Below are 21,733 nucleotides of genomic sequence, written 5' to 3'. Positions count from 1 at the left end.
TATTAGTATCTCCCTTGGCGTGAACTGTCTGAACGAGTTTGAGTGCTAGGCTTAGGATCCGCTTGAGTTTCTAACTCAATTTGATCGTAAGTTGATGATGCTTTTGCAGGGCGAGTGCCCGACTGAGAACCACCTTGTGCGCCTAGCTTATCAATTGGTAGGTATAGCAAGTTACCGCTTGATTCAGAATCAATCAGGACTTTCGATGTGCTTGAGTACACTTTTTCCATTGTATCAAGGTACATACGGTTACGTGTTACTTCAGGAGCTGCTTGGTATTCAGGTAGCAGTTTCTCGAATTGAGCAACTTGACCTAGAGCACCATTAACTGTGCGCTCTGAGTAACCCACCGCTTCTTTCTTCAAACGCTCAGCACGACCTGTTGCTTTTGGAAGAATGTCATTTCGGTATGCTTCAGCTTCACGTTCGAAACGCTCTTCATCCTCACGAGCCGCGATTGCATCATCAAATGCATCTTTAACTTGCTCAGGTGGACGTGCTGACTGGAAATTCACGTCAACAATAAGAATACCCATATCGTAGCTATCGATAATACGGTTTAGCGTTTCTTGAGTGCTTTGACGAATCTGTTGACGACCACTTGTCAGGATACTATCCATTAGTGAGTCACCAATTACTGCACGAAGCGCAGAATCTGTCGCTTGGCGTAAACTGTCGTCCGCATTCGTTACACGATACAAGTACTTGTATGGGTCAGAAACACGGTATTGAACACCCATTTCAACGGTCACAACGTTTTCGTCTTTAGTCAGCATGGTGCCTGACGCACGTAGAGAACGAATCGCTTGAACGTTTACTAGCTGCTCATCACTGATTTCATCGATGAAGCGTGGGTGCCAGTTAAGACCAGGTTCTTCGATACGGTCGAACTGACCCAGTCGAAGTACTACTGCTCTTTCTGCTTCGCCAACGGTGTAGAAACCCGCGAAGAACCAGACAGCAATCGCGATAACGGCAATGACACCAAAGCCAATTGCACCGCCACCACCGATAGATGGTCCGTTACCGTTGCCACCTTTTTTACCAAACTTGCCACCTAACTTTTGACTTAGTTTGCTAAAAACTTCGTCTAGATCTGGCGGTCCTTGATCTCGGCCGCCGCGATTATTTTTATTACCCCAAGGGTCATTATCGCGGCCGTTATTATCGCCGTTGTTGTTATTTCCAGGCTCATTCCACGCCATTAGAAAGCTCCATCATTTGATATGACGTTATACTGTAGCAGTCTCTTTGGTAACGATAAAGTCACCTAAGAGCGCCCCTTCTCTTTTTTCAAGTTTAGACCAATCTATTTGTTGCATTCGGATATCTATCAACAAGTTACCATTTTCATCATACTCTTCCTGTTGAATACATTTCATCTCGAAGAATAAGCTGCGAATACGGCCCTGATGTTGATGTGGAATACACAACCGGAATTGAACCATCTGGCTAGCTAAACGCTCAGTTAAAGCTTCGAACAGCAGTTCAATACCTTCTCCTTCCATTGCAGAAACCCAAACAGCGCGAGGTGCGCCCTCTTCGTCTCTTTCAATTCGAGGTTTTTGGTCTTCCATGCAGTCAATCTTGTTCATGACTACAAGGGTTGGCACTTCATGAGCATCGATTTCTTCTAATACTTCATGAACCGCCTGAATGTTCTCACGAAAGCGGTCGTCACTGGCATCAACAACATGTAACAAAATGTCAGCTTCCTGCGTCTCTTGTAACGTAGCCTTGAACGCAGCGACCAAGTCGTGTGGTAGATGACGGATAAAACCTACGGTATCTGCGAGAATTGCAGGCCCGACATCTGCCAAATCAATCTTACGTAGTGTTGGGTCTAGGGTTGCAAACAGTTGGTCTGCAGCATAAACACCTGCACTAGTGATTCGATTGAAAAGTGTTGATTTCCCTGCGTTGGTATAACCAACCAAAGAAATTGTTGGGATTTCAGCTCGATTACGAGCACGTCGTCCTTGTTCACGCTGTTTAGCCACTTTCGCTAAACGGCGTAATATTGCCTTTATACGGTCACGCAACAAACGTCGATCGGTTTCCAGTTGAGTTTCACCTGGACCACGAAGACCAATACCACCTTTCTGCCTTTCAAGGTGAGTCCAACCACGAATCAGTCGAGTAGAGATATGACGAAGCTGAGCGAGCTCAACTTGTAGCTTACCTTCGTGAGTTCGTGCACGTTGTGCAAAGATATCTAAGATCAAACCCGTGCGATCAATCACACGACATTTACACAATTGCTCGAGGTTTCGCTCTTGGGCAGGAGAGAGGGAGTGGTTAAAAATCACAATTTCAGCACCGGTTAGCTGAACAGCTTGTGCGATTTCTAGGGCTTTACCTTCTCCAACGTAGTATTTAGGGAGTGGGGATTGTCGGCTACCAGTAATCACTTGTAGCGTTTCTACCCCCGCTGAGGAGACCAGCATTTCACATTCGCTCAGGTCTTCCCATTCTCCCTCTTGCGTGAAGTTGATATGAACAAGTACGGCTCGCTCGCCGGATTCATAACGGTCAAACAAGCAACCAACTCCTTATTACAGCGCAAGCTGTATCAATTGAACGATTAATCTTCAGTCTTCTCTGGACGATCAGATGGCGTGCGTTGCTCGCCGCTGTGGTGACTTACTGCACGTGCAGGTACCACAGTAGAAATCGCATGCTTATAAACCATTTGGTTTACAGTGTTCTTCAATAAGATCACGAATTGATCGAAAGACTCGATCTGACCTTGCAGCTTAATGCCGTTAACAAGATAGATAGAGACTGGAATGCGCTCACGACGGAGTGCATTTAGGAATGGGTCTTGTAGCGATTGCCCCTTAGCCATTTTATTTTCCTTATTTGTATTTTGTTGTAATTATTTAGCTAGTGGTGCACAAAAAGGTGCGGCCTTTGCATCTGAGCTAAATGAATAAAAAAACTCCGTTGTTATTGAAAGGCTGTGATTTTTTAAAAGCCTCAATAACGGATCCTTTCCAGAGTATATTCACGCAAAAGCGATCACATTATACACAGCAATACTAATCAGATGCTATTGCATCTGAAAGAGTTTCTAACGCTTGTTCAATGTTTTCGCTATCTAACCAAGTTAAATCATCCCAGCTGCGCAACCAGGTGATCTGTCGCTTGGCCAACTGACGGGTTGCACAGACACCACGGAAAACCGCTTCGTCTAAATCACAATTCCCGTCTAAATAATCCCACATCTGCCTATAACCAACGCATCGGATCGATGGTAGCTCAGGGTGAAGATCTTCTCTGGCGTATAACGCCTTCATTTCGTCTTCAAAACCCGCTTCTATCATCTTCTCGAAACGCAGCTCAATGCGGCGATGGAGTTCAGTCCTTTCCTTGGGAGCTATAGCAAATTGTTTTACACGAAATGGCAGGCTATCGCCTTTCGTTTGAGTAAGCTCAGTTAATGTTTTACCCGAAATTCGATAAACTTCCAATGCCCTTGAAAGCCTTTGTGGATCATTTGGGTGTATTCTTTCGGCGGATACGGGATCTATCTCTCTTAATTGATCATGCAGAGCCTGCCAACCTTGCTCGATAGATTCCGCTTCAATCTGCTTACGAATCTCTTGATCCGCTGCGGGTAATGGCGATAAACCTTCCAACAATGCTTTGTAGTAAAGCATTGTTCCGCCAACAAGCAGCGGAATTTTGCCTTCCGCTACAATTGCATTCATTTCATTGATCGCATCACGACGAAAATCTGCCGCAGAGTACGCTTCGCTTGGATCAAGAATATCAATCAAGCGATGAGGCGCGAGCGCAAGCTCTTCCGCATCCGGTTTAGCGGTGCCGATATCCATGTCTTTGTAGATCAATGCCGAATCGACACTGATGATCTCTACTGGGTATTTCTGACGTAAGCGGATAGCTAAATCTGTTTTTCCTGATGCCGTTGGGCCCATTAAAAACAACGCTAAAGGTAATTTTTCAGTCATGATATTTAGTATTTGTTTCTCTGTTATAGCGCTTTATAGCAAAGGGCTTTATGTCGCGAGACATTCTGTTAAGAAGGAATGTCGTCGCCAAAAGTTGAATCACAAACAGCTTAAGCCGTAAATAAGCTTAATGTACTCGTAAACTAAGCCATAAATGCCGCAATAGTCGCTGAAAAGTCGATAGGATTAACAAACTCTGGATCATCTAATGGAAGTAGACCATGCCAAAGTTGTTCAAGTTCCCCAACTAATTGAACCGCTTCAGATAAAGTGTAGTCGCTTTTTACTTGTGCGGTTTGAATCCCGATCCAGTTAACCAAGGATGGCAACAGGTCGTTAGACTGCTTCACTGCACTTTGGGCATTTATTGAAGCCGCGTACGATAACAGATCTGGGATCAGAATTTGTAAGTTTTGCTGCCTCAAAGGAGACGGCACACCCATCACCATCACAGCTTCACTGTTTCGAGCTTTAAGCTCAATCCCCAGCAATGCCAATGTTGGACTCAGCGCCTTCGCCACCTCAACCAGCTCGCTACCAAGCTTGATAGATAACGGAACCAATAACGGTTGGCTTTTTAACGCGCCACCTCGAGTATCAAGCTGACCAACAACACGCAATAATTCAGCCTTGGCTAAGGAAACCAAAACACAGCCGTTCTTGTTGCCCATCACGAGATATTTACGCTCAACAATCGAGACCGCTTTCCCTAAGTCTGTCACTGGTGTTCTTGGCTTCGAGTTAATTGGTTTCTGTTGAACAGTCTCAGCTTCTGTTGGTGCGGCTTGTACCACCTGCTCTTGAGGAGGGCTGAGAGCCACAGTGTGCTCATCAAAGTCTGGCGTTTTTAAAAGCTCTTTATAGGCTTTAACCTCGCGCTTTGAGGGCGCTGACTCAGCATGATGTTGGTGTGGTTCTTTTTCTTTCTTCGGTGCAGGTCGAGACTCAATCCACTCTTGGCGAGGAGAGCCTGTAAAACTGCTTTCACTAGCAGACGAGCCTCGGCCAATTGATGAACTTGGACTGGTTGATGAGCTTGGGTTGGTTGATGAAGCATAGTGTCGCCCGCCATCATTAACGCTGTGTTGAGGCTTGTCATGAACCTGCTCAGATTCGGCTTTTCTCGGGTAGGCTGGCGTTTGCTCAATGGCGTGTCGCACCCTATCAGAGACCTGTAAATCATCCGAGTTAGTTGGTGTTCTATTTACTGGCTCAGAGAAGCCCGCACTATCACCTAAGCCAGACATCGAACCATCTTGTTGATAATTCGACGCTTCCGATTGGTGGAAAGCAGACTGATTGATAGGTGCAGCATCGATTTGCTTGCTCTGTGCTAAGCCATCACTCAATGCTTGATAAATAAAGTCATGCACAAGGCGCGCTTGATGGAAACGCACTTCATGTTTAGCAGGGTGAACATTCACATCGACTTGATGTGGGTCCAACTCAATAAACAACACATACGTTGCAAATTGGTCTGGACGCAGGCTGGTCTCGTAACTTTGACGAATCGCGTGATTGATCAATTTGTCACGCATCATACGGCCATTCACATAGCAGTATTGCAGATCACTTTGCTGCCTTGCCCCTTCAGGCGTGGTGATCCAGCCATGAAGTTTTAACCCTTGATGTTCAAGTTCAATCTTGAGCATGTGACGAACAAACGCATTACCACACACTGCAGCGATGCGCTTCTCGGCCTGAACATCGGTTTTTGCCGAACGATACTGACGAATCATTTTGCCGTTATGACGAAGGTTGATCGTCACATCAAAACGGCTCAGTGCGATACGTTTCAACAGCTCATCAATATGCGTGAATTCGGTTTTCTCGGTGCGTAAGAACTTACGACGAGCGGGAGTGTTGAAGAACAAGTCCAACACCTCAACAGAGGTACCAATGGGATGCGCCGCTGGCTGCAGTTTCACCTGCATATCTCGGCCTTCACTGTGTGCAGCCCACGCTTGATCTTGAGTCGCAGGGCGTGAAGTCATAGTTAAGCGCGCAACAGAGCTGATACTCGCCAGCGCTTCACCACGGAAGCCAAGGCTGACGATTGCCTCTAGGTCATCAAGCGTATGGATTTTGGAGGTAGCATGACGACTCAGTGCCAACGCAAGCTCATCTTTAACGATGCCCTTACCGTTGTCACGAACGCGGATCATCTTGGCGCCCCCCTTCTCGATATCAATATCGATACGTGTCGCACCAGAATCCAAACTGTTCTCAACCAGCTCTTTTACAACAGAGGCTGGCCTTTCTACCACTTCACCCGCTGCGATTTGGTTCGCTAAGCGAGCTGGCAGTATTTTGATCGTCATATTAATTGCTACCTTACTGCCATTGATGAAACGCTTTTACGTTTATGTTCGCACTTCTAAGTTAGTATTCTCACACTTGAAGTCACTGAGTTGTTGCCAAAATTATTTATGCGGAATAATCAAAACTTGACCTATCGCCAGTTCATCAGAGCGTAGCTTGTTCGCTTGGCGAATACTGTTAACGCTCACGCCATATTTCGACGCAATCTTGCCAAGGTAATCGCCTCTTGCGACTTTATGTTTGCGCAGAGGGACATCCTTCACTTCAACCGTAATACGTAACTTTTGACCCACTCTCACCGTCTCTGATTTCAAGCGGTTCTCACGCTTGATATCTGCCACCGATACTTTGTAGCGGCTGGCTATCTTGCCTAGGTACTCTCCAGACTTAACCGTGTGAGTGATGGTCTTAGTTTTAACCGCACTGCTCGATGATGAGCTTGAAGCGCTGTCCGGAATCTTAAGTACTTGGCCGATCGCTAGGCTGCTTGATTTCAGATTGTTCAGTTTCATCAAGGCTTGTGTTGATGTGCCATATTTGCTCGCAATCACCGATAAAGATTCGCCGCGAGACACTTTATGCTGGCTTACACTACCCGCTGATGATGTCGCATTCGACAAGATAATCCCTTCAGGTGGGTTAGCTTTCAAATACTTCACCACGGCTTTGGTTACGGCACGCGCTAATTTGTCTTGGTGCGAACGTTGGAAAAGCAGCTTCTCTTCCGTCGGATTCGAAATAAAGCCAGTTTCGACTAGTACTGACGGAATCTGTGGTGAACGTAATACTGCCAAGCTGGTATTAATCGGCTTGCTATTGTGTAGCTTAGCAACCTTACCCATCTCAGAAAGAATTGCCGTTGCCAGCTTATAACCTTCTTTTTGTGAGTGGCTGAACTGCAAATCCAACAAGGTTTGGTTCACGTTCTTATCATCAATATTGCCTGTGAACGCAGCTCCACTACCACCAAGCAGTTCAGACTGCTTCTCTTTGTTCTCAATCCAGCGAGAGATCTCTGTATTTGCACGTCGAGTATTCAATACAAACACAGAACCACCTCTTGGTTGAGGCGTCGTGAAAGCATCGGCGTGAATAGAGATCATCAAGTGAGCTTCATTCTCACGAGCAATCGCAACACGTCGGTTCAGGTTTACAAAGTAATCGGCATTACGTGTTAAGCGTGTCTTTATTCCCGGCACTGCATTGAGATGTGCCGCGAGCTTTTTAGAAATGCTTAGAGTCGCGTCTTTTTCATATTTACGCGTAGGACCAATCGAACCCGGGTCTTCACCACCGTGGCCTGGATCAATCACGATCAAAATGTCTTTCTGACGCTTAACCTGATTAATGTCTTTGCTTACGGTCGGCTTGCTCGGCGTTGTAGCTGGTTTGCTTTTACTTTTCGCACCGTGAGGGAGATCGATGACCAAGCGGTGACCATATTGACCTCCCGGTGTTGGGCTCAATTTAAAGAGCTCAGCATTAGAGGATTTCTTTAATTCAAAAACTAAGCGATACGTCCCTTTCTGTGGTGGAGAGCTCTTACGAACTTTCGATAACACAGGGCTATCTTTCACCACGACAGGTAGCTTGGTTGCTAACTCAGTATTTTTTAGATCGACAACTAAGCGACTTGGGCTACTCAGAGTGAAATAGCTAAAGTCGACTTCTGACTTAAGATCGATAACCACACGAGTTTCTTCAGGTGAGGGCCAAACCCTCAAACCTTTCAGTGAATTCGCAGAAACAAGTGATGAAAACAATAAAGAGAAAACAGCAGCCATCATGGCTACCGTTGAAAAAAGGCGTTTAGAAATCAACATAACTCCAACTGACTAAGTAAGCGCTGTCCGTATTCACTATTAGCGGTTAAAGAAACAATACGGTGATCGTCTTGGTAACGAATATCAATATCCATGTCCGCTTCTGGCAGCATGCCATAGCCTTTTTCAGGCCATTCAACCAAACAGATCGCGTCAGGGGTAAAGTAATCACGAATTCCCATAAACTCGAGTTCTTCAGGATCGGCTAGGCGATATAGATCGAAGTGATACACCTGCCAATCTGCAAGTTGATAAGGTTCAACTAGAGTATACGTTGGGCTCTTTACATTTCCTTGATGGCCAAGTGCTTTTACAAAGCCACGACTGAATGTCGTTTTACCTGCGCCAAGATCACCATGCAGATAAATAGTCGTCTGCTGTGAGCAAAGATTAGAAAGCTCCGTTCCTAGTTGAATCGTTGCTTGTTCATCTTTCAAAGTAAATTGTTTAGTGCTCATGAATACGTTCTCTAAAAATCGATCGTTGACTATATAAAAATCAAAAGAACAAGAATAGTAAACCGTGATGCTTTTGGGAGACAAGCACTCAAGTGTAAGTTCTATGAAAAATACTGATCAAAACACGTCAGTTCTGGTCAATACCACTAAGATCCGTTAAGATCCGCCCCCATTTTTGCCGAACCTAATTTTAATCGATAAGAATCAAGCCATGAACCTAGACCATCTTGCTGAAAAAATTAAAATTTGGGGAAAAGAGTTAGGCTTTCAAAAAGTTGGCATCTGCGATGTTGATTTAAGTGAACACGAAGCTCCTCTTCAAGCATGGCTAGATGCGGGTAATCACGGCGAAATGGATTGGATGGCTCGACATGGAATGATGCGAGCACGTCCTGATGAGCTTCACCCTGGCACCATTCGAGTGATCAGCGCGCGAATGAACTACCTACCACCAGAAGCTCAATTTGCCTCTAACCTAAGCGATACCACTCAAGGCTATATCAGCCGCTACTCTTTAGGCCGCGATTATCACAAATTGTTCCGTAACCAGTTGAAAAAGCTGGGACAAAGAATAGAGAAAGAGGTCGAAGGTTTAGACTCACGCCCTTTCGTGGATTCAGCGCCTATCTTGGAAAGACCACTTGCTCAAAAAGCAGGACTGGGTTGGACAGGTAAACACTCGCTTATTCTCGATAAAGAAGCTGGGTCTTGGTTCTTCTTAGGAGAACTACTGGTTAACATCCCTCTTCCGGTCGATCAGCCTAGTGTTGACCAGTGTGGTAAATGCACCGCCTGTATCACTTCTTGTCCTACAGGCGCCATTATTGCCGATGGCGTCGTGGATGCGCGCAAATGTATCTCGTACTTAACCATCGAATATGATGGCGTGATCCCTGAAGAATTTAGAGACGCAATAGGAAACCGTATCTACGGTTGCGATGATTGCCAATTAGTTTGCCCGTGGAACCGTGAAGCGGATATCACAGAGCAAACTGACTTTCACCGCAGAGAAGATTTCCATGAAGCTGATCTCGTCTCACTTTCAAGTTGGGACGAAGCAACTTTCCTGAAGAAAATGGAAGGTTCAGCAATAAGACGCATTGGCCATACTCAATGGTTGCGCAATATTTTCGTCGCGATGGGCAATGCACCGTTTCAACAACGTATTGTTGAAACGCTTGAGTCTCATCGAGGGGAAAGTGACTTATTGGATGTGCACATTGAGTGGGCTTTGAAAAAACAACTACAGCAGTTACCGAACTCAAATAACGTGCAAGAAGGCAACAGCAAAGTCGCCACGAAAAAGCACAGATTGATACGTATTGTTGAGAAAGGCCTTCCAAGAGATGCCTAGCCCTTTAAGTATCAAGGATTGTCTCGTTACACCACATCAGCAGTCCAATATTTAAGACAACCCGTTGCACATAATTTTAGAACAATGTTTGACCTTGTTCTCAATTTTAACAATGTGGAAAAAATTCAGATCTCTCGTAAACTTCCGACACCCGCACAAAGTTAAACACAGTGCTGATAAATGATTAAGATCAAAAAACAACAAGTTAACGATCTTTTATCAAATTGAAGACGCACAGCTAACCTTATAAAAAACAGCAAGTTACCGACACTGCAATTCAGCTAATATATTGAAAACAAGAAAGATCTTTTTGAGGCATATAAAGAATTAAGCCTGAAATAACTTTATCAACCAAGTTATCCACATCGAACTATTTGTGGATAAGTCTGTTTATAGATGTGAAAAACCTCAAGTATCTGCTTCAGAGACCTGATGTTTACTAGCATTCCAGTTGCTAAGAAAAATTTAAGACAAAAAAATATCCACCATGATGGAGGATTATTTGCTTTTTTGGGGGATTATGCTTCGCAGCATTAAAGAAAGAGCGTGACCTTTAAGGTCGCCTTTAAACTCTGTGATCTAAAGAAAAACACGGTGGTTTAAAGTATCTTATTAGCTTTTTTAGAAGAAAGCTGGAGCGATACATCGGGTTCGAACCGATGACCTCAACCTTGGCAAGGTTGCGCTCTACCAACTGAGCTAGTATCGCATAAGTTAATCGCTGTCGCGTTTAACTGTAATGTGGTTGCGGGAGCCGGATTTGAACCGACGACCTTCGGGTTATGAGCCCGACGAGCTACCAAGCTGCTCCATCCCGCGTCCGGATGCATTGTTTAAGTCAATGAGTCTTGTCTCTAGGAGACTAATTTGGAGCGATACATCGGGTTCGAACCGATGACCTCAACCTTGGCAAGGTTGCGCTCTACCAACTGAGCTAGTATCGCATAAGTTAACCGCTGTCGCGTTTAACTGTAATGTGGTTGCGGGAGCCGGATTTGAACCGACGACCTTCGGGTTATGAGCCCGACGAGCTACCAAGCTGCTCCATCCCGCGTCCGGATGCATTGTTTAAGTCAATGACACTTTAAATTGGAGCGATACATCGGGTTCGAACCGATGACCTCAACCTTGGCAAGGTTGCGCTCTACCAACTGAGCTAGTATCGCATAAGTTAACCGCTATCGCGTTTAACTGTAATGTGGTTGCGGGAGCCGGATTTGAACCGACGACCTTCGGGTTATGAGCCCGACGAGCTACCAAGCTGCTCCATCCCGCGTCCGGATGCATTGTTTAAGACAATGAGGCTTTAAATTGGAGCGATACATCGGGTTCGAACCGATGACCTCAACCTTGGCAAGGTTGCGCTCTACCAACTGAGCTAGTATCGCATAAGTTAACCGCTGTCGCGTTTAACTGTAATGTGGTTGCGGGAGCCGGATTTGAACCGACGACCTTCGGGTTATGAGCCCGACGAGCTACCAAGCTGCTCCATCCCGCGTCCGGATGCATTGTTTAAGTCAATGAGTCTTGCCTCTAGGAGACGAATTTGGAGCGATACATCGGGTTCGAACCGATGACCTCAACCTTGCAACCAACTGAGCTAGTATCGCATAAGTTAACCGCTGTCGCGTTTAACTGTAATGTGGTTGCGGGAGCCGGATTTGAACCGACGACCTTCGGGTTATGAGCCCGACGAGCTACCAAGCTGCTCCATCCCGCGTCCGGATGCATCATTTAAGTTGATGATTCTTTAATTTGGAGCGATACATCGGGTTCGAACCGATGACCTCAACCTTGGCAAGGTTGCGCTCTACCAACTGAGCTAGTATCGCATGAGTTAACCGCTGTCGCGTTTAACTGTAATGTGGTTGCGGGAGCCGGATTTGAACCGACGACCTTCGGGTTATGAGCCCGACGAGCTACCAAGCTGCTCCATCCCGCGTCCGGATGCATTGTTTAAGACAATGAGACTAAACCATTTTCATTCTGAGTACTTTCTCTAGGAGATGACTTCTAAGAATTGAATTTGGAGCGATACATCGGGTTCGAACCGATGACCTCAACCTTGGCAAGGTTGCGCTCTACCAACTGAGCTAGTATCGCATAAGTTAATCGCTATCACGTTTAACTGTAATGTGGTTGCGGGAGCCGGATTTGAACCGACGACCTTCGGGTTATGAGCCCGACGAGCTACCAAGCTGCTCCATCCCGCGTCCGGATGCATTGTTTAAGTCAATGAATCTTGTCTCTAAGAGACTCTTCTAGGAATTTACTTCCTAAACGAATAAAGCTGGAGCGATACATCGGGTTCGAACCGATGACCTCAACCTTGGCAAGGTTGCGCTCTACCAACTGAGCTAGTATCGCATTATAAAAGGTCTTTCACCTTTCGATTACCGCTTTCGCTATAACCTACAAATTGGAGCGATACATCGGGTTCGAACCGATGACCTCAACCTTGGCAAGGTTGCGCTCTACCAACTGAGCTAGTATCGCAATCTGAAAACGTCTTTCGCCGTTCAGGGCTGCGAATTATAAGAGCATTTTTTTGTGATGCAAGTCCTTAATGCAAAATTACGAAACTTTTTACTCAACTGCTGTAAAAGCACACAGATTTGCAAAAAAATTAGCTCTTATGTCCCTGAAAAGTTAGATAAACGTGATCATTTTATCCGACTAGATGTTAATAATCGTTTTTCGGTAGTACTGCAGCTCTGCGATCGACTCTCGAATATCATCAAGTGCAAGGTGACTTCCTGACTTTGAAAAACCGTCTAGCACTTCAGGCTTCCAACGACGAGTCAGCTCTTTCAGCGTGCTTACGTCGACATAACGGTAGTGGAAGTACTCTTCCAATTCTGGCATGTGTTTGTATAGGAAGCGGCGATCTTGACCGATGCTATTGCCACAGATTGGAGACTTACCTTTTGGTACCCACTTTTCAAGAAACTCAATCGTTTGTTGAATGGCATCTTGCTCTGAAACCGTGCTTTCTTGGATTCGTTTCACTAGGCCACTGCCGGTGTGAGTCGTTGTGCACCACTCGTCCATCTTGTCTAATTCACTCTGTGGTTGGTGAATAGCCAAAACAGGTCCTTCAGCAAGGATGTTAAGCTCACTATCGGTAACGATAGTCGCAATTTCAATGATTTTATGAGTTTCAGGATTCAGTCCTGTCATCTCTAGATCAACCCAAATTAGGTTCTGATCGCTAAAGGACATAAGGCGTCGCCTATTTGTTTAAGTGTAAAAGAGGTACTATACCCAAATAACTATACTCAAACTAGCTTTAGGGCCATCGAAATCACGTGGTACTAGCAACAGCCAGTTTGAGTTCCCAATCATCAAGTTAGATGTGTTAAGTGAAAAATTGTGGCTAAAAAAAAGAAGTTAACCAAAGGTCAGGTACGTCGAGTACGTAGCAACCAGAACAAGCGACTCAAGAAAGAAGATTCTATCCAATGGGATGAGAACATGCTGGGCGGAACCAAAAGCGGACTCGTGATTACACGCTTTGGCCAACATGCTGATATCGAAGATCTTGAAACAAACGAAGTTCATCGTTGTAACTTACGCCGTAGTATCGAGACTTTGGTTTCTGGTGACCGAGTGACTTGGCGCGCTGGCTTAGAATCCATGGCTGGTATTTCTGGCGTTGTAGAAGCCGTTGAACCAAGAACTTCAATGCTGACTCGCCCTGATTACTACGACGGCCTAAAACCGGTTGCGGCTAACGTTGACCAAATGGTTATCGTATCGGCTGTGCTACCAGAGCTATCACTTAATATTATCGACCGCTACTTGATCGCTTCTGAGACGGTCAACATCGCCCCTCTTGTTGTTCTGAACAAGGTAGATTTGCTGACTGAAGAGCAGATTGCGGAATACCGTGAAACGCTTAAAGAGTACGAGAAGATCGGCTACAAAGTGATGTTCGTGAGTAAAGAATCTGGCTACGGTATCAAAGAGCTGGAAGCTGAACTTAAAGATCGCATCAACATCTTTGTTGGTCAGTCTGGTGTGGGTAAATCAAGCCTAGTGAATGCGTTAATGCCAACGCTAGACATCGAAGAGGGTGAAGTCTCTGAGAACTCAGGTCTTGGCCAACATACAACCACGGCAGCTCGTTTGTACCACTTCCCTTCTGGCGGCGACCTTATTGATTCTCCAGGGGTTCGTGAGTTCGGCCTATGGCACCTTGAAGCGGACGAAATCACTGAAGCCTTCATCGAATTCAAGCCTTACCTTGGCGGCTGTAAGTTCCGCGACTGTAAGCACAATGATGACCCGGGTTGCATCCTGCGAGAAGCTGTTGAAAATGGAAAGATCAGTCGACTGCGTTTCGACAACTACCATCGCATCATTGAAAGCATGGCAAATAACAAAGATAACCGTCAGTATTCACGTAACAAGAAAGCGGATCTCTAATCGCTTTTTTGTGAACAAATGTGTGCATTTACTGACAATTGGCGCGAACTTAAGTAACATCTCGCGCCCTAAAGCGTCATCGACAGATTTAATTGAACAACAAATAGCATTGGAAAATTAATACAATGGATAAGATTAAAGTTGGATTGCAGTACTGGATTCCACAACATGGACTGACTCGTCTAGTCGGCAAACTTGCGTCTGCTAAAGCGGGCGGCTTAACGACAGCGATCATCAACTGGTTCATCAAGCAATACAAAGTGAACATGGATGAAGCGCTACATAGCGATCCAAAGCACTTTAAAACATTCAATGAATTCTTCGTACGTGAATTGAAAGAAGGCATGCGCCCTATCGCTGAAGGCGAGTCTGTTATCGTTCACCCTGCCGATGCTCGCGTAAGCCAATTTGGCCCAATAACTGACGGCCAGCTGATTCAAGCGAAAGGCCACGACTACTCTGCTCGTGAGCTGTTAGGTGGTGATGCTGCATTAGCGGATGAGTTTAAAGACGGTGAATTCGCTACGCTTTACTTGTCTCCAAGTGATTACCACCGCGTGCACATGCCATGCGACGGCACACTGCGCCAGATGATCTACGTTCCGGGTGATCTTTTCTCTGTTAACCCATTAACAGCTGAGAACGTTCCAAACCTATTCGCACGTAACGAGCGCGTAGTGTGTATCTTTGATACGGAATTTGGCCCAATGGCACAAGTGCTGGTTGGCGCAACTATCGTAGGCAGCATCGAGCAAGTATGGGCTGGCACCATCACGCCACCACGCGGTAACTCTGTGTACAAATGGGATTACCCAGCACAAGGTGATAAAGCAATCATCTTGAAGAAAGGCGAAGAGATGGGTCGCTTTAAGCTTGGTTCAACGGTTATCAACCTGTTTGCGAAAGATGCAATCAAGTTTGACAACACTATGCAAAATGGCGAGAAGACTGTTCTAGGTACACCTTTCGCGCACATTGCTGGCAAAGACGTTGAGACTGAAGCTGTGGATTCAGCAGAGAACACAGACCAAGCTTAACGATTGAGTTAACTCATTCAGTTTTAAAGGCGCGTTATTTTTCTATATTTAGAGAAGAACGCGCCTTTTTCTTACCTAGTTCGAGACACTTCCCTCCAAGGTTTCAACCTATCTTACTACCGACAAGCTTGCTCTCAACGCTCAGTACGTTGAATTACCCAGAAAAAAGATTGACCAAAAACAAAACAACTGTCGAAACCTTAAACAACGTTTCGATTTTATAACCCGTCTCCAAGTACCAAAAATCCAGATAACTTATTCTATTTGAAGATATTTTATTCATAGGGTCTTTGTACATGCCTAAACTCAATGTTGGCGTTCTGGTCAAGCTGTTGATTTGTTTTGCGATTCCCTTAGGCGTGTTATTCATGCCGATAGATTCAATACCTATCGATGACCTAACGTTAATTCAACACCGCCTACTGGCGATATTCCTGCTTGCAGCGCTGCTTTGGGTGCTTGAGCCCGTTCCAGTTTTCGCCACCTCGATACTGATCATTGCACTTGAACTGGTGATGATCTCCGACAAAGGCCTGCACCTATTTCGAAATCCACCAGCAGGTCACGATCTCGGTGAGTTAATCAAATATACCGACATCTTCGGTGCGTTTTCATCGCCAATCATCATTCTATTCATGGGTGGTTTCGCACTCGCGATCTCGGCATCTAAGTACGAACTCGATAACAACCTCGCTCGAGTACTGCTGAAACCATTTGGTACAGAGCCGCGCTTCATCATGCTCGGTTTAATGCTGATCACTGCTGTGTTCTCGATGTTCATGTCGAATACCGCAACCACAGTTATGATGCTGGCACTGCTCGGCCCTATCGTGGCATCTGCACCAAAAGGCGATATGGGTATCAAAGCACTCGTGTTGTGTATTCCAATCGCGGCTAATACTGGCGGTATAGCGACCCCAATCGGTACTCCACCCAACGCCATCGCACTGCAATACCTAACCGGTGAGAACACCATCGATTTCTTGAGCTGGATGATGATGGGGTTACCTTTTGTGATCATCCAACTCTCTATAGCTTGGTTCCTTCTTCAGAAGATCTTTCCTTCCAAGCAGAAAAACATGGTACTCAAGCTCAATGGGCAATTCAGAAAGAGCTGGCGTGCGATCGTGGTTTATATCACCTTCTCGGCGACCATCTTGTTGTGGATGACCACCAAGCTGCACGGCATGAACACCTATGTAGTCTCTATCATTCCACTGGCTGTGTTTACTCTGACTGGCATCATGGGCAAAGAAGAACTCAAGCTGATTAATTGGGATGTGTTGTGGCTGGTTGCAGGTGGTATTGCGATTGGTATCGGCCTGGATAAAACAGGCTTGGCTGCGGCGTTAGCACACGCGATTGACTATGAGTCGCTCTCACCAGCAGCCGTCGTGCTCACGCTATCTATCGTGTGTTGGTTAATGGCGAACTTCATGTCGAACACCGCGACTGCCAACTTACTGATGCCAATAGCCGCTGCGATTGGTGCATCGATGGAAAGCCTAGTTGCGATTGGTGGCTTACAAGGCTTGCTGGTTGTGGTTGCCTTCTCAGCATCACTCGGCATGATTCTTCCAGTATCGACACCACCAAACTCACTGGCTTACTCGACTGGGCTTATCGAAAGCAAAGACATGGCTAAGATGGGTATCATCTTGGGGATTGTCGGCTTGTTGATGGTTTACCTCGCGTTGTTCATCATCACCTAATAGACGTTCAACGATCACTTTTATTCCGACTAAGGCGCTAAATGTAAATTTAGCGCCTATTCGTGCTGAAATACGGACAATTACTAGAACAAGTAATTGATTTTTAAATCAATTAATAACTTTGATTTTACTTCACTGTTTTACAAAAAGCAGAGTAAATATATTTAGAATTTATGATTTCAAACACATTCATTCTGCCTAAGACAACGGCACTATACGCCTATCAGAGACACATTAATTCACCATCAAGTACGTCACTGTAGTTAGGTTTTTGTCTAATAAAAGAGGAATGGACCTTGAGACATACTATTAAATTTAAAATTCAGATCGCCATTGCGATCATTATCGCCGTCGTAAGTGGTACCCAAGCTTGGATATCGGTTACCCAGCTCACTCAAGAGACTGAAGTTGCGATCAACCAAGAAATGAAGAATGTCAGTGTTGGCACAACTAATTACATTGCCGATTGGCTCTCGACTCGCAGTGATATGATGCTGGCCAATGAGCCGACCATTTCAAGCAACAGTACCTCTGACCGCGAATTACTAATCACCAAACAAGCCGGGCAATTCCTATCGGTTTACGCCGGGTTCAGCGATGGCACGATCGCTTATGGTGATAAAACGGAAAGCTGGCCAGCAGACTACGACCCTCGCACGCGCCCATGGTACAAAGATGCGAATACCGCATCAGACCTTATCATTACTGAACCTTATCAAGACTTCGATGGCAGCATCGTCATCAGCTTTGCTAAAGCCTTCAGTGGCCAAAAACAGGGCGTGCTTGCTGCAGACTTAACCGTCACCAGCATTATAGATACCGTGCTCAACGTAAAACTGGATAACGATGGCTTCGCCTTCTTGGTCGATGGCAACAACAACATTGTTGCGTACAGTGATGAAGCGTTAAGTCAGAAACCACTGACCAGTTTGAACCCAGAGTTAACGACCAATAAAGTATCGCAACTGCTCCAAGATCAAATGATCACTACCCTAACTTGGCCTGGCCAAGGGGATAAACTGGTCTACATTGCCAATGTCCCGAATACCGATTGGTCACTGGGTATTGTTATCGATAAGAAAATGGCCTTCTCTGCGGTATCTGACGCGATTCAATTCATCTCTCTAACTTCTTTGATTTTGTACATCGTGATTTCGATTGCGAGCACGATGGTCATCAACCGCCTGCTTTCTCCATTGCAAACCTTATCAGAAGCGCTGACTCAACTCGCTCAAGGCAGAGGTGATCTCACTCAGCGCATTGATATCACACGCATGGATGAAATTGGTAAACTAGCCGAGCTTGTAAACCAATTCTTGAGCCAGATGCAAAGCATGCTGAAAGGCGTAATTGAGCACAGCCACGATCTCAACAATCATGCAGAGAAAGCCAACCAATTGGCCACTCAATCCTCCATTCGAGTTGAGAATCAGCAAAATGATATCAACCAAATTGCGACCGCGATTCATGAGATGTCCGCCACAGCAGCAGAGGTAGCGAGCCATGCCGAACTCACAGCTTCCGCTTCTCAAGCTTCGGCGACCGCTTGTAACGATGGCCAAGAGGTCATTCAACAGAACCGCGATGCCATTACTAGCCTTGCGAGCCAAGTTGAAGACGCTGCTAATGTAATCCGTGAATTGGAAAACAACGCGCAAAGCATCAACCAGATCCTGTCCACCATTCAAGGGATTGCCGAGCAAACTAACCTGTTGGCATTAAATGCCGCGATTGAAGCGGCGCGTGCGGGTGAGCAAGGACGTGGATTTGCAGTTGTCGCCGATGAAGTGCGAGTACTCAGCCAAAGAACGCATGGTTCAACGGAAGAGATCCGCGTGATGATTGATACCCTGCAGAAGAATACTGAACATGCCGTAGAAAGCATGACCACCAGCACTCAACTGGCAGAGAACAGCGTTGGTTTTGCAGAGCAAGCCCATGGCAGCCTGACTAAAATCACGCAAGCCATCACCGAAATTAACGACATGGCCTTGCAGATAGCGAGTGCAGCCGAAGAGCAACGCGCGGTTAGCGAAGACATCAGCCGCAATACACAAGGAATCAAAGATGCCTCTGATGATCTTGCACAACAAGCGGAAAGCCGCCGCAACAGCTCAAATGAGATGAGTAGTGCTGCTGAGTCGATGCGTCGAGATGTGGAGCGTTTTAAAGTGTAACGTGTAATTAATCACATCAAGCTAGGCCGAGCTGTAAACGTTCATGGTTCTTTTATTAAGAATCACTTTGTTCTCAGTTCGGTTTAATGCATATTGATGAGCTAATTTATCCCAGACACAAGGATGTTATTCAGATGGGATTCGAATGGTTAGCTCTTGCTGCCGCTTTTCTTTGGGCGATTGCGAGCTTAATGTCAGTAAAGCCTGCTCAACACTTAGGTTCTTTCGCCTATAGTCGTTGGCGCATGGGTTGTACCGCTATTATCTTATCGAGCATGGCTTGGTTTACTGGTGGCTGGTCAACTGTCGAAGCAGATTTAGTCACACCGATGATGCTGTCTGGCCTGATTGGTATCTTCATTGGTGATACTGCCCTATTTGCCTGTTTGAACCGCATGGGGCCACGCCAAGCGGGCTTACTGTTCTCCTGTCATGCAGTGTTCTCTGCAATTCTCGGTTACTTCCTGTTTAGCGAAAGCATGACTTCTGGCGAGCTGATTGGATCTGCATTGGTATTCAGTGGTGTGTTAACCGCGATCTTCTTTGGTCGTCGCGGCCAAGCCAACAACCAACTTGAAACCATCAAGGGTACCGTGTGGATTGGTGTTGCTTTGGGCATCACGGCGGCTATCTGCCAAGCATTGGGCGGTATTATTGCCAAGCCCGTGATGCAAACTAGCATCGACCCAGTAGCCGCTTCTGCTATTCGAATGATCACCGCCTTTGTCGCCCATTCCGCATTTCGTTTAACGGGTGCCAAGCTTTCACGCGCACTGAATCCGATGAATGGTCAGATATTCGCAATTACTGCAGTGAACGGTTTTCTCGCGATGGCAGTGGGAATGACGCTGATCTTGTATGCACTACAGGAAGGCAATGTCGGCATGGTTGCTCTACTATCTTCAACCACACCTATCATGTTGCTGCCAATTCTATGGCTGTACACCAAGCAGAGGCCAAATGCCTACGCTTGGATCGGCGCCATTGTTGCCGTAGTGGGAACCGGTATCTTGGTGAGCTAGTGAACCGGATTGAAAGCTGAGAGTTAACAGCTATTAGCTCTCAGTAAAAACAGAAAACTAAGAACGTGGGAACGGGAAAGCGGTTACGTCATCGATATGGTCGTAACCCAAAGCCAGCATGATTAGCCTGTCGATACCTAAAGCAACACCCGCACAGTCTGGTAAGCCCGCTTTTAATGCCTCAATCAAATGATGGTCAATCGGTTGAGATGATAAGCCCATCTCAATACGTTTAGCATTGTCATCTTCAAAGCGCTTAAGCTGCTCTTGTGGCTTATCTAATTCATGGAAGCCATTTGCCAGCTCGATGCCTTTGAAATACACCTCAAAGCGGTCGGCTACTCGCGAATCCTCAGGGTTAATCTTAGCTAATGCCGCCTGTGAAGCTGGGAAGTCATAAACAAATGCAGGCACGGTTTGACCAATCTTTTCCTCAACACCCACGCTGAACAGTAGTTGCAGTAAGGTATCGCGGTCTTCTTCAGGGTCGGCAATGTCACTCAACCCCAATTTCGCTGCCGCTTGTTTTAGGGTATCCATCGAATCCTCAAGTGGACAGACACCCAACACATCAATAAAGGCTTGTTGGTAAGTCATGCGTTCTGCCTCACCTGACTTTAAGATTTGCTGCAATAGCAGATCCATTTCATCCATCAAGTCATGATGATCAAAACCGACACGGTACCACTCCAGCATAGTGAACTCAGGATTGTGGTAACGGCCGTTTTCTTCATTACGAAACGACTTACAAATTTGGTAAATACAGCCACTTCCTGCTGCCAACAAGCGCTTCATATGAAATTCAGGACTTGTCATAAAGAACAGTGGTTGACCTTGCGCATAACCTGGACCGACGAATTCAGTTTTGAAGGTATGCAAATGCACATCCGTCACCGTGGCATGACTCATGGCTGGCGTATCGACCTCCATCACGTCTCGCTCTGCAAAAAACTGGCGGATTTGATTAAGGATATCAGCACGTTGCTTTAACTGCTTAATGGTTGCGGCAGGTTGCCATGTTGAGTGCATTACTAAGTTCCATATCACTGAATTCTAGGCGAAGAAAATTATCACTTTTCGTCGCTTTTGTAAGCTTCTATCTTTGTATTAATGAGGTCATCATACGGTTTTCATGAAGCCATAAAATCACGTTCTACAATACATTTATACATATTTGACCTCTCCCAGCATTGATAACAAAAATCATACTCAACAAGCCGTTAACACGAGCCTTGTGGGGGAATCGTTATCAACAATTGATTGCCGTGATTGCAGTCACATAACCTATAAATTCTATGCCTCTATATGCATTACCGAAGCAAAAACCTAAATACATCAATTTTTCAAACACCCTCCTCTCTTACACTGAACCTACCACTTAAGGCTTAGGGGTGATGATCGGTTGATGCCGTTTACTGCTCTCTAA

15 protein-coding genes and 16 tRNA genes are annotated in these 21,733 nt (G+C 45.8%); 6 read left to right on the top strand and 25 right to left on the bottom strand.

The annotated features are described in order from the left end of the window. Window positions 1-2: 2 nt before the first annotated feature. The 7 genes from hflK to tsaE form a co-directional block, all read right to left on the bottom strand. On the bottom strand, window positions 3-1,205 hold the full coding sequence (gene hflK, locus ITG10_RS09595) for an FtsH protease activity modulator HflK (RefSeq protein WP_017632702.1): 1,203 nt from the start codon (window positions 1,203-1,205) through the stop codon (window positions 3-5). Window positions 1,206-1,232: 27 nt separating this feature from the next. Then, window positions 1,233-2,540 carry a ribosome rescue GTPase HflX gene (hflX, locus tag ITG10_RS09590; protein WP_017059928.1) on the bottom strand — a complete coding sequence of 436 codons (1,308 nt, stop codon included), beginning with the start codon at window positions 2,538-2,540 and terminating at the stop codon, window positions 1,233-1,235. Window positions 2,541-2,584: 44 nt separating this feature from the next. Beyond that, window positions 2,585-2,848, bottom strand: coding sequence for an RNA chaperone Hfq (hfq, locus tag ITG10_RS09585; RefSeq protein WP_017059927.1), 264 nt, complete (start codon window positions 2,846-2,848; stop codon window positions 2,585-2,587). A gap of 193 nt (window positions 2,849-3,041) precedes the next feature. Next, entirely contained in the window at window positions 3,042-3,974 is a 933-nt protein-coding gene (miaA, locus tag ITG10_RS09580) for a tRNA (adenosine(37)-N6)-dimethylallyltransferase MiaA (RefSeq protein ID WP_017632703.1), read from the bottom strand. 143 nt (window positions 3,975-4,117) lie between these two features. After that, on the bottom strand, window positions 4,118-6,295 hold the full coding sequence (mutL, locus tag ITG10_RS09575; protein ID WP_017632704.1) for a DNA mismatch repair endonuclease MutL: 2,178 nt from the start codon (window positions 6,293-6,295) through the stop codon (window positions 4,118-4,120). Between the two features lie 102 nt (window positions 6,296-6,397). Then, window positions 6,398-8,119 (bottom strand): N-acetylmuramoyl-L-alanine amidase, encoded by a 1,722-nt coding sequence (locus ITG10_RS09570; protein ID WP_017632705.1) that lies wholly within the window; start codon window positions 8,117-8,119, stop codon window positions 6,398-6,400. Then, window positions 8,113-8,577, bottom strand: coding sequence for a tRNA (adenosine(37)-N6)-threonylcarbamoyltransferase complex ATPase subunit type 1 TsaE (gene tsaE, locus ITG10_RS09565; protein ID WP_017632706.1), 465 nt, complete (start codon window positions 8,575-8,577; stop codon window positions 8,113-8,115). Before tsaE ends, ITG10_RS09570 begins: the two co-directional genes overlap by 7 nt. 211 nt (window positions 8,578-8,788) lie before the next feature. On the opposite strand from tsaE, the gene queG reads away from it, so the two are divergent. After that, the gene (gene queG / locus ITG10_RS09560) at window positions 8,789-9,931 is read left to right on the top strand and encodes a tRNA epoxyqueuosine(34) reductase QueG (protein ID WP_017632707.1); all 1,143 of its coding nucleotides are present in this window, start codon (window positions 8,789-8,791) and stop codon (window positions 9,929-9,931) included. Between the two features lie 633 nt (window positions 9,932-10,564). On the opposite strand, the gene ITG10_RS09555 is transcribed toward queG, so the two are convergent. The 17 genes from ITG10_RS09555 to orn form a co-directional block, all read right to left on the bottom strand. Further along, a tRNA-Gly gene (locus ITG10_RS09555) sits at window positions 10,565-10,640 on the bottom strand. A 33-nt stretch (window positions 10,641-10,673) separates the two neighbouring features. After that, window positions 10,674-10,750, bottom strand: a tRNA-Met gene (locus ITG10_RS09550). A gap of 49 nt (window positions 10,751-10,799) precedes the next feature. Further along, window positions 10,800-10,875: transfer RNA gene (locus ITG10_RS09545), tRNA-Gly, on the bottom strand. 33 nt (window positions 10,876-10,908) lie between these two features. Continuing rightward, window positions 10,909-10,985 (bottom strand) — tRNA-Met (locus ITG10_RS09540). Between the two features lie 36 nt (window positions 10,986-11,021). Continuing rightward, window positions 11,022-11,097 (bottom strand) — tRNA-Gly (locus ITG10_RS09535). A 33-nt stretch (window positions 11,098-11,130) separates the two neighbouring features. Then, window positions 11,131-11,207: transfer RNA gene (locus ITG10_RS09530), tRNA-Met, on the bottom strand. A gap of 36 nt (window positions 11,208-11,243) precedes the next feature. Beyond that, window positions 11,244-11,319, bottom strand: a tRNA-Gly gene (locus ITG10_RS09525). A 33-nt stretch (window positions 11,320-11,352) separates the two neighbouring features. After that, a tRNA-Met gene (locus ITG10_RS09520) sits at window positions 11,353-11,429 on the bottom strand. Window positions 11,430-11,478: 49 nt separating this feature from the next. Then, window positions 11,479-11,541, bottom strand: a tRNA-OTHER gene (locus ITG10_RS09515). A 33-nt stretch (window positions 11,542-11,574) separates the two neighbouring features. Then, window positions 11,575-11,651, bottom strand: a tRNA-Met gene (locus ITG10_RS09510). Between the two features lie 36 nt (window positions 11,652-11,687). Further along, window positions 11,688-11,763, bottom strand: a tRNA-Gly gene (locus ITG10_RS09505). 33 nt (window positions 11,764-11,796) lie between these two features. Then, window positions 11,797-11,873 (bottom strand) — tRNA-Met (locus ITG10_RS09500). Between the two features lie 85 nt (window positions 11,874-11,958). Next, window positions 11,959-12,034 (bottom strand) — tRNA-Gly (locus ITG10_RS09495). Window positions 12,035-12,067: 33 nt separating this feature from the next. Continuing rightward, window positions 12,068-12,144: transfer RNA gene (locus tag ITG10_RS09490), tRNA-Met, on the bottom strand. A gap of 78 nt (window positions 12,145-12,222) precedes the next feature. Continuing rightward, window positions 12,223-12,298, bottom strand: a tRNA-Gly gene (locus ITG10_RS09485). 53 nt (window positions 12,299-12,351) lie between these two features. After that, a tRNA-Gly gene (locus tag ITG10_RS09480) sits at window positions 12,352-12,427 on the bottom strand. A gap of 180 nt (window positions 12,428-12,607) precedes the next feature. Continuing rightward, window positions 12,608-13,153, bottom strand: coding sequence for an oligoribonuclease (orn, locus tag ITG10_RS09475; protein WP_017631306.1), 546 nt, complete (start codon window positions 13,151-13,153; stop codon window positions 12,608-12,610). A gap of 150 nt (window positions 13,154-13,303) precedes the next feature. Here orn and rsgA point away from each other — a divergent pair, with 150 nt between their 5' ends. The 5 genes from rsgA (at window position 13,304) to ITG10_RS09450 (ending at window position 20,307) form a co-directional block, all read left to right on the top strand. Beyond that, window positions 13,304-14,359 carry a small ribosomal subunit biogenesis GTPase RsgA gene (rsgA, locus tag ITG10_RS09470; RefSeq protein WP_017631307.1) on the top strand — a complete coding sequence of 352 codons (1,056 nt, stop codon included), beginning with the start codon at window positions 13,304-13,306 and terminating at the stop codon, window positions 14,357-14,359. A 125-nt stretch (window positions 14,360-14,484) separates the two neighbouring features. After that, window positions 14,485-15,396: an archaetidylserine decarboxylase gene (asd, locus tag ITG10_RS09465; protein ID WP_017631308.1), complete on the top strand. Its 912-nt coding sequence runs from the start codon at window positions 14,485-14,487 to the stop codon at window positions 15,394-15,396. 296 nt (window positions 15,397-15,692) lie between these two features. After that, window positions 15,693-17,108 carry an SLC13 family permease gene (locus ITG10_RS09460; RefSeq protein ID WP_248386371.1) on the top strand — a complete coding sequence of 472 codons (1,416 nt, stop codon included), beginning with the start codon at window positions 15,693-15,695 and terminating at the stop codon, window positions 17,106-17,108. 296 nt (window positions 17,109-17,404) lie between these two features. Next, on the top strand, window positions 17,405-19,285 hold the full coding sequence (locus ITG10_RS09455; RefSeq protein WP_017631309.1) for a methyl-accepting chemotaxis protein: 1,881 nt from the start codon (window positions 17,405-17,407) through the stop codon (window positions 19,283-19,285). Between the two features lie 134 nt (window positions 19,286-19,419). Continuing rightward, complete coding sequence (locus ITG10_RS09450; protein WP_017631310.1) at window positions 19,420-20,307, top strand: DMT family transporter; 888 nt, start codon at window positions 19,420-19,422, stop codon at window positions 20,305-20,307. A gap of 57 nt (window positions 20,308-20,364) precedes the next feature. Here the strand turns inward: ITG10_RS09450 and epmA are convergent, their stop codons facing one another. Further along, entirely contained in the window at window positions 20,365-21,336 is a 972-nt protein-coding gene (epmA, locus tag ITG10_RS09445; RefSeq protein WP_248386370.1) for an elongation factor P--(R)-beta-lysine ligase, read from the bottom strand. Window positions 21,337-21,733 lie beyond the last annotated feature (397 nt).

Source organism: Vibrio sp. ED004 (genome assembly GCF_023206395.1).
In the GTDB taxonomy this organism is placed as follows: Bacteria; Pseudomonadota; Gammaproteobacteria; order Enterobacterales; family Vibrionaceae; genus Vibrio.
Note: the sequence above shows the minus strand (reverse complement) of the source record. Positions and strands in the feature narration are given on the sequence as shown.

What these genes read in the sequence shown, in the direction of transcription:
- queG (WP_017632707.1), top strand. Translation starts at nt 8,789, where the DNA reads ATGAACCTAGACCATCTTGCTGAAAAAATTAAAATTTGGGGAAAAGAG.
- ITG10_RS09460 (WP_248386371.1), top strand. Translation starts at nt 15,693, where the DNA reads ATGCCTAAACTCAATGTTGGCGTTCTGGTCAAGCTGTTGATTTGTTTT.
- epmA (WP_248386370.1), bottom strand. Translation starts at nt 21,336, where the DNA reads ATGCACTCAACATGGCAACCTGCCGCAACCATTAAGCAGTTAAAGCAA.
- tsaE (WP_017632706.1), bottom strand. Translation starts at nt 8,577, where the DNA reads ATGAGCACTAAACAATTTACTTTGAAAGATGAACAAGCAACGATTCAA.
- mutL (WP_017632704.1), bottom strand. Translation starts at nt 6,295, where the DNA reads ATGACGATCAAAATACTGCCAGCTCGCTTAGCGAACCAAATCGCAGCG.
- ITG10_RS09450 (WP_017631310.1), top strand. Translation starts at nt 19,420, where the DNA reads ATGGGATTCGAATGGTTAGCTCTTGCTGCCGCTTTTCTTTGGGCGATT.
- ITG10_RS09570 (WP_017632705.1), bottom strand. Translation starts at nt 8,119, where the DNA reads ATGTTGATTTCTAAACGCCTTTTTTCAACGGTAGCCATGATGGCTGCT.
- orn (WP_017631306.1), bottom strand. Translation starts at nt 13,153, where the DNA reads ATGTCCTTTAGCGATCAGAACCTAATTTGGGTTGATCTAGAGATGACA.
- asd (WP_017631308.1), top strand. Translation starts at nt 14,485, where the DNA reads ATGGATAAGATTAAAGTTGGATTGCAGTACTGGATTCCACAACATGGA.
- hfq (WP_017059927.1), bottom strand. Translation starts at nt 2,848, where the DNA reads ATGGCTAAGGGGCAATCGCTACAAGACCCATTCCTAAATGCACTCCGT.
- hflK (WP_017632702.1), bottom strand. Translation starts at nt 1,205, where the DNA reads ATGGCGTGGAATGAGCCTGGAAATAACAACAACGGCGATAATAACGGC.
- miaA (WP_017632703.1), bottom strand. Translation starts at nt 3,974, where the DNA reads ATGACTGAAAAATTACCTTTAGCGTTGTTTTTAATGGGCCCAACGGCA.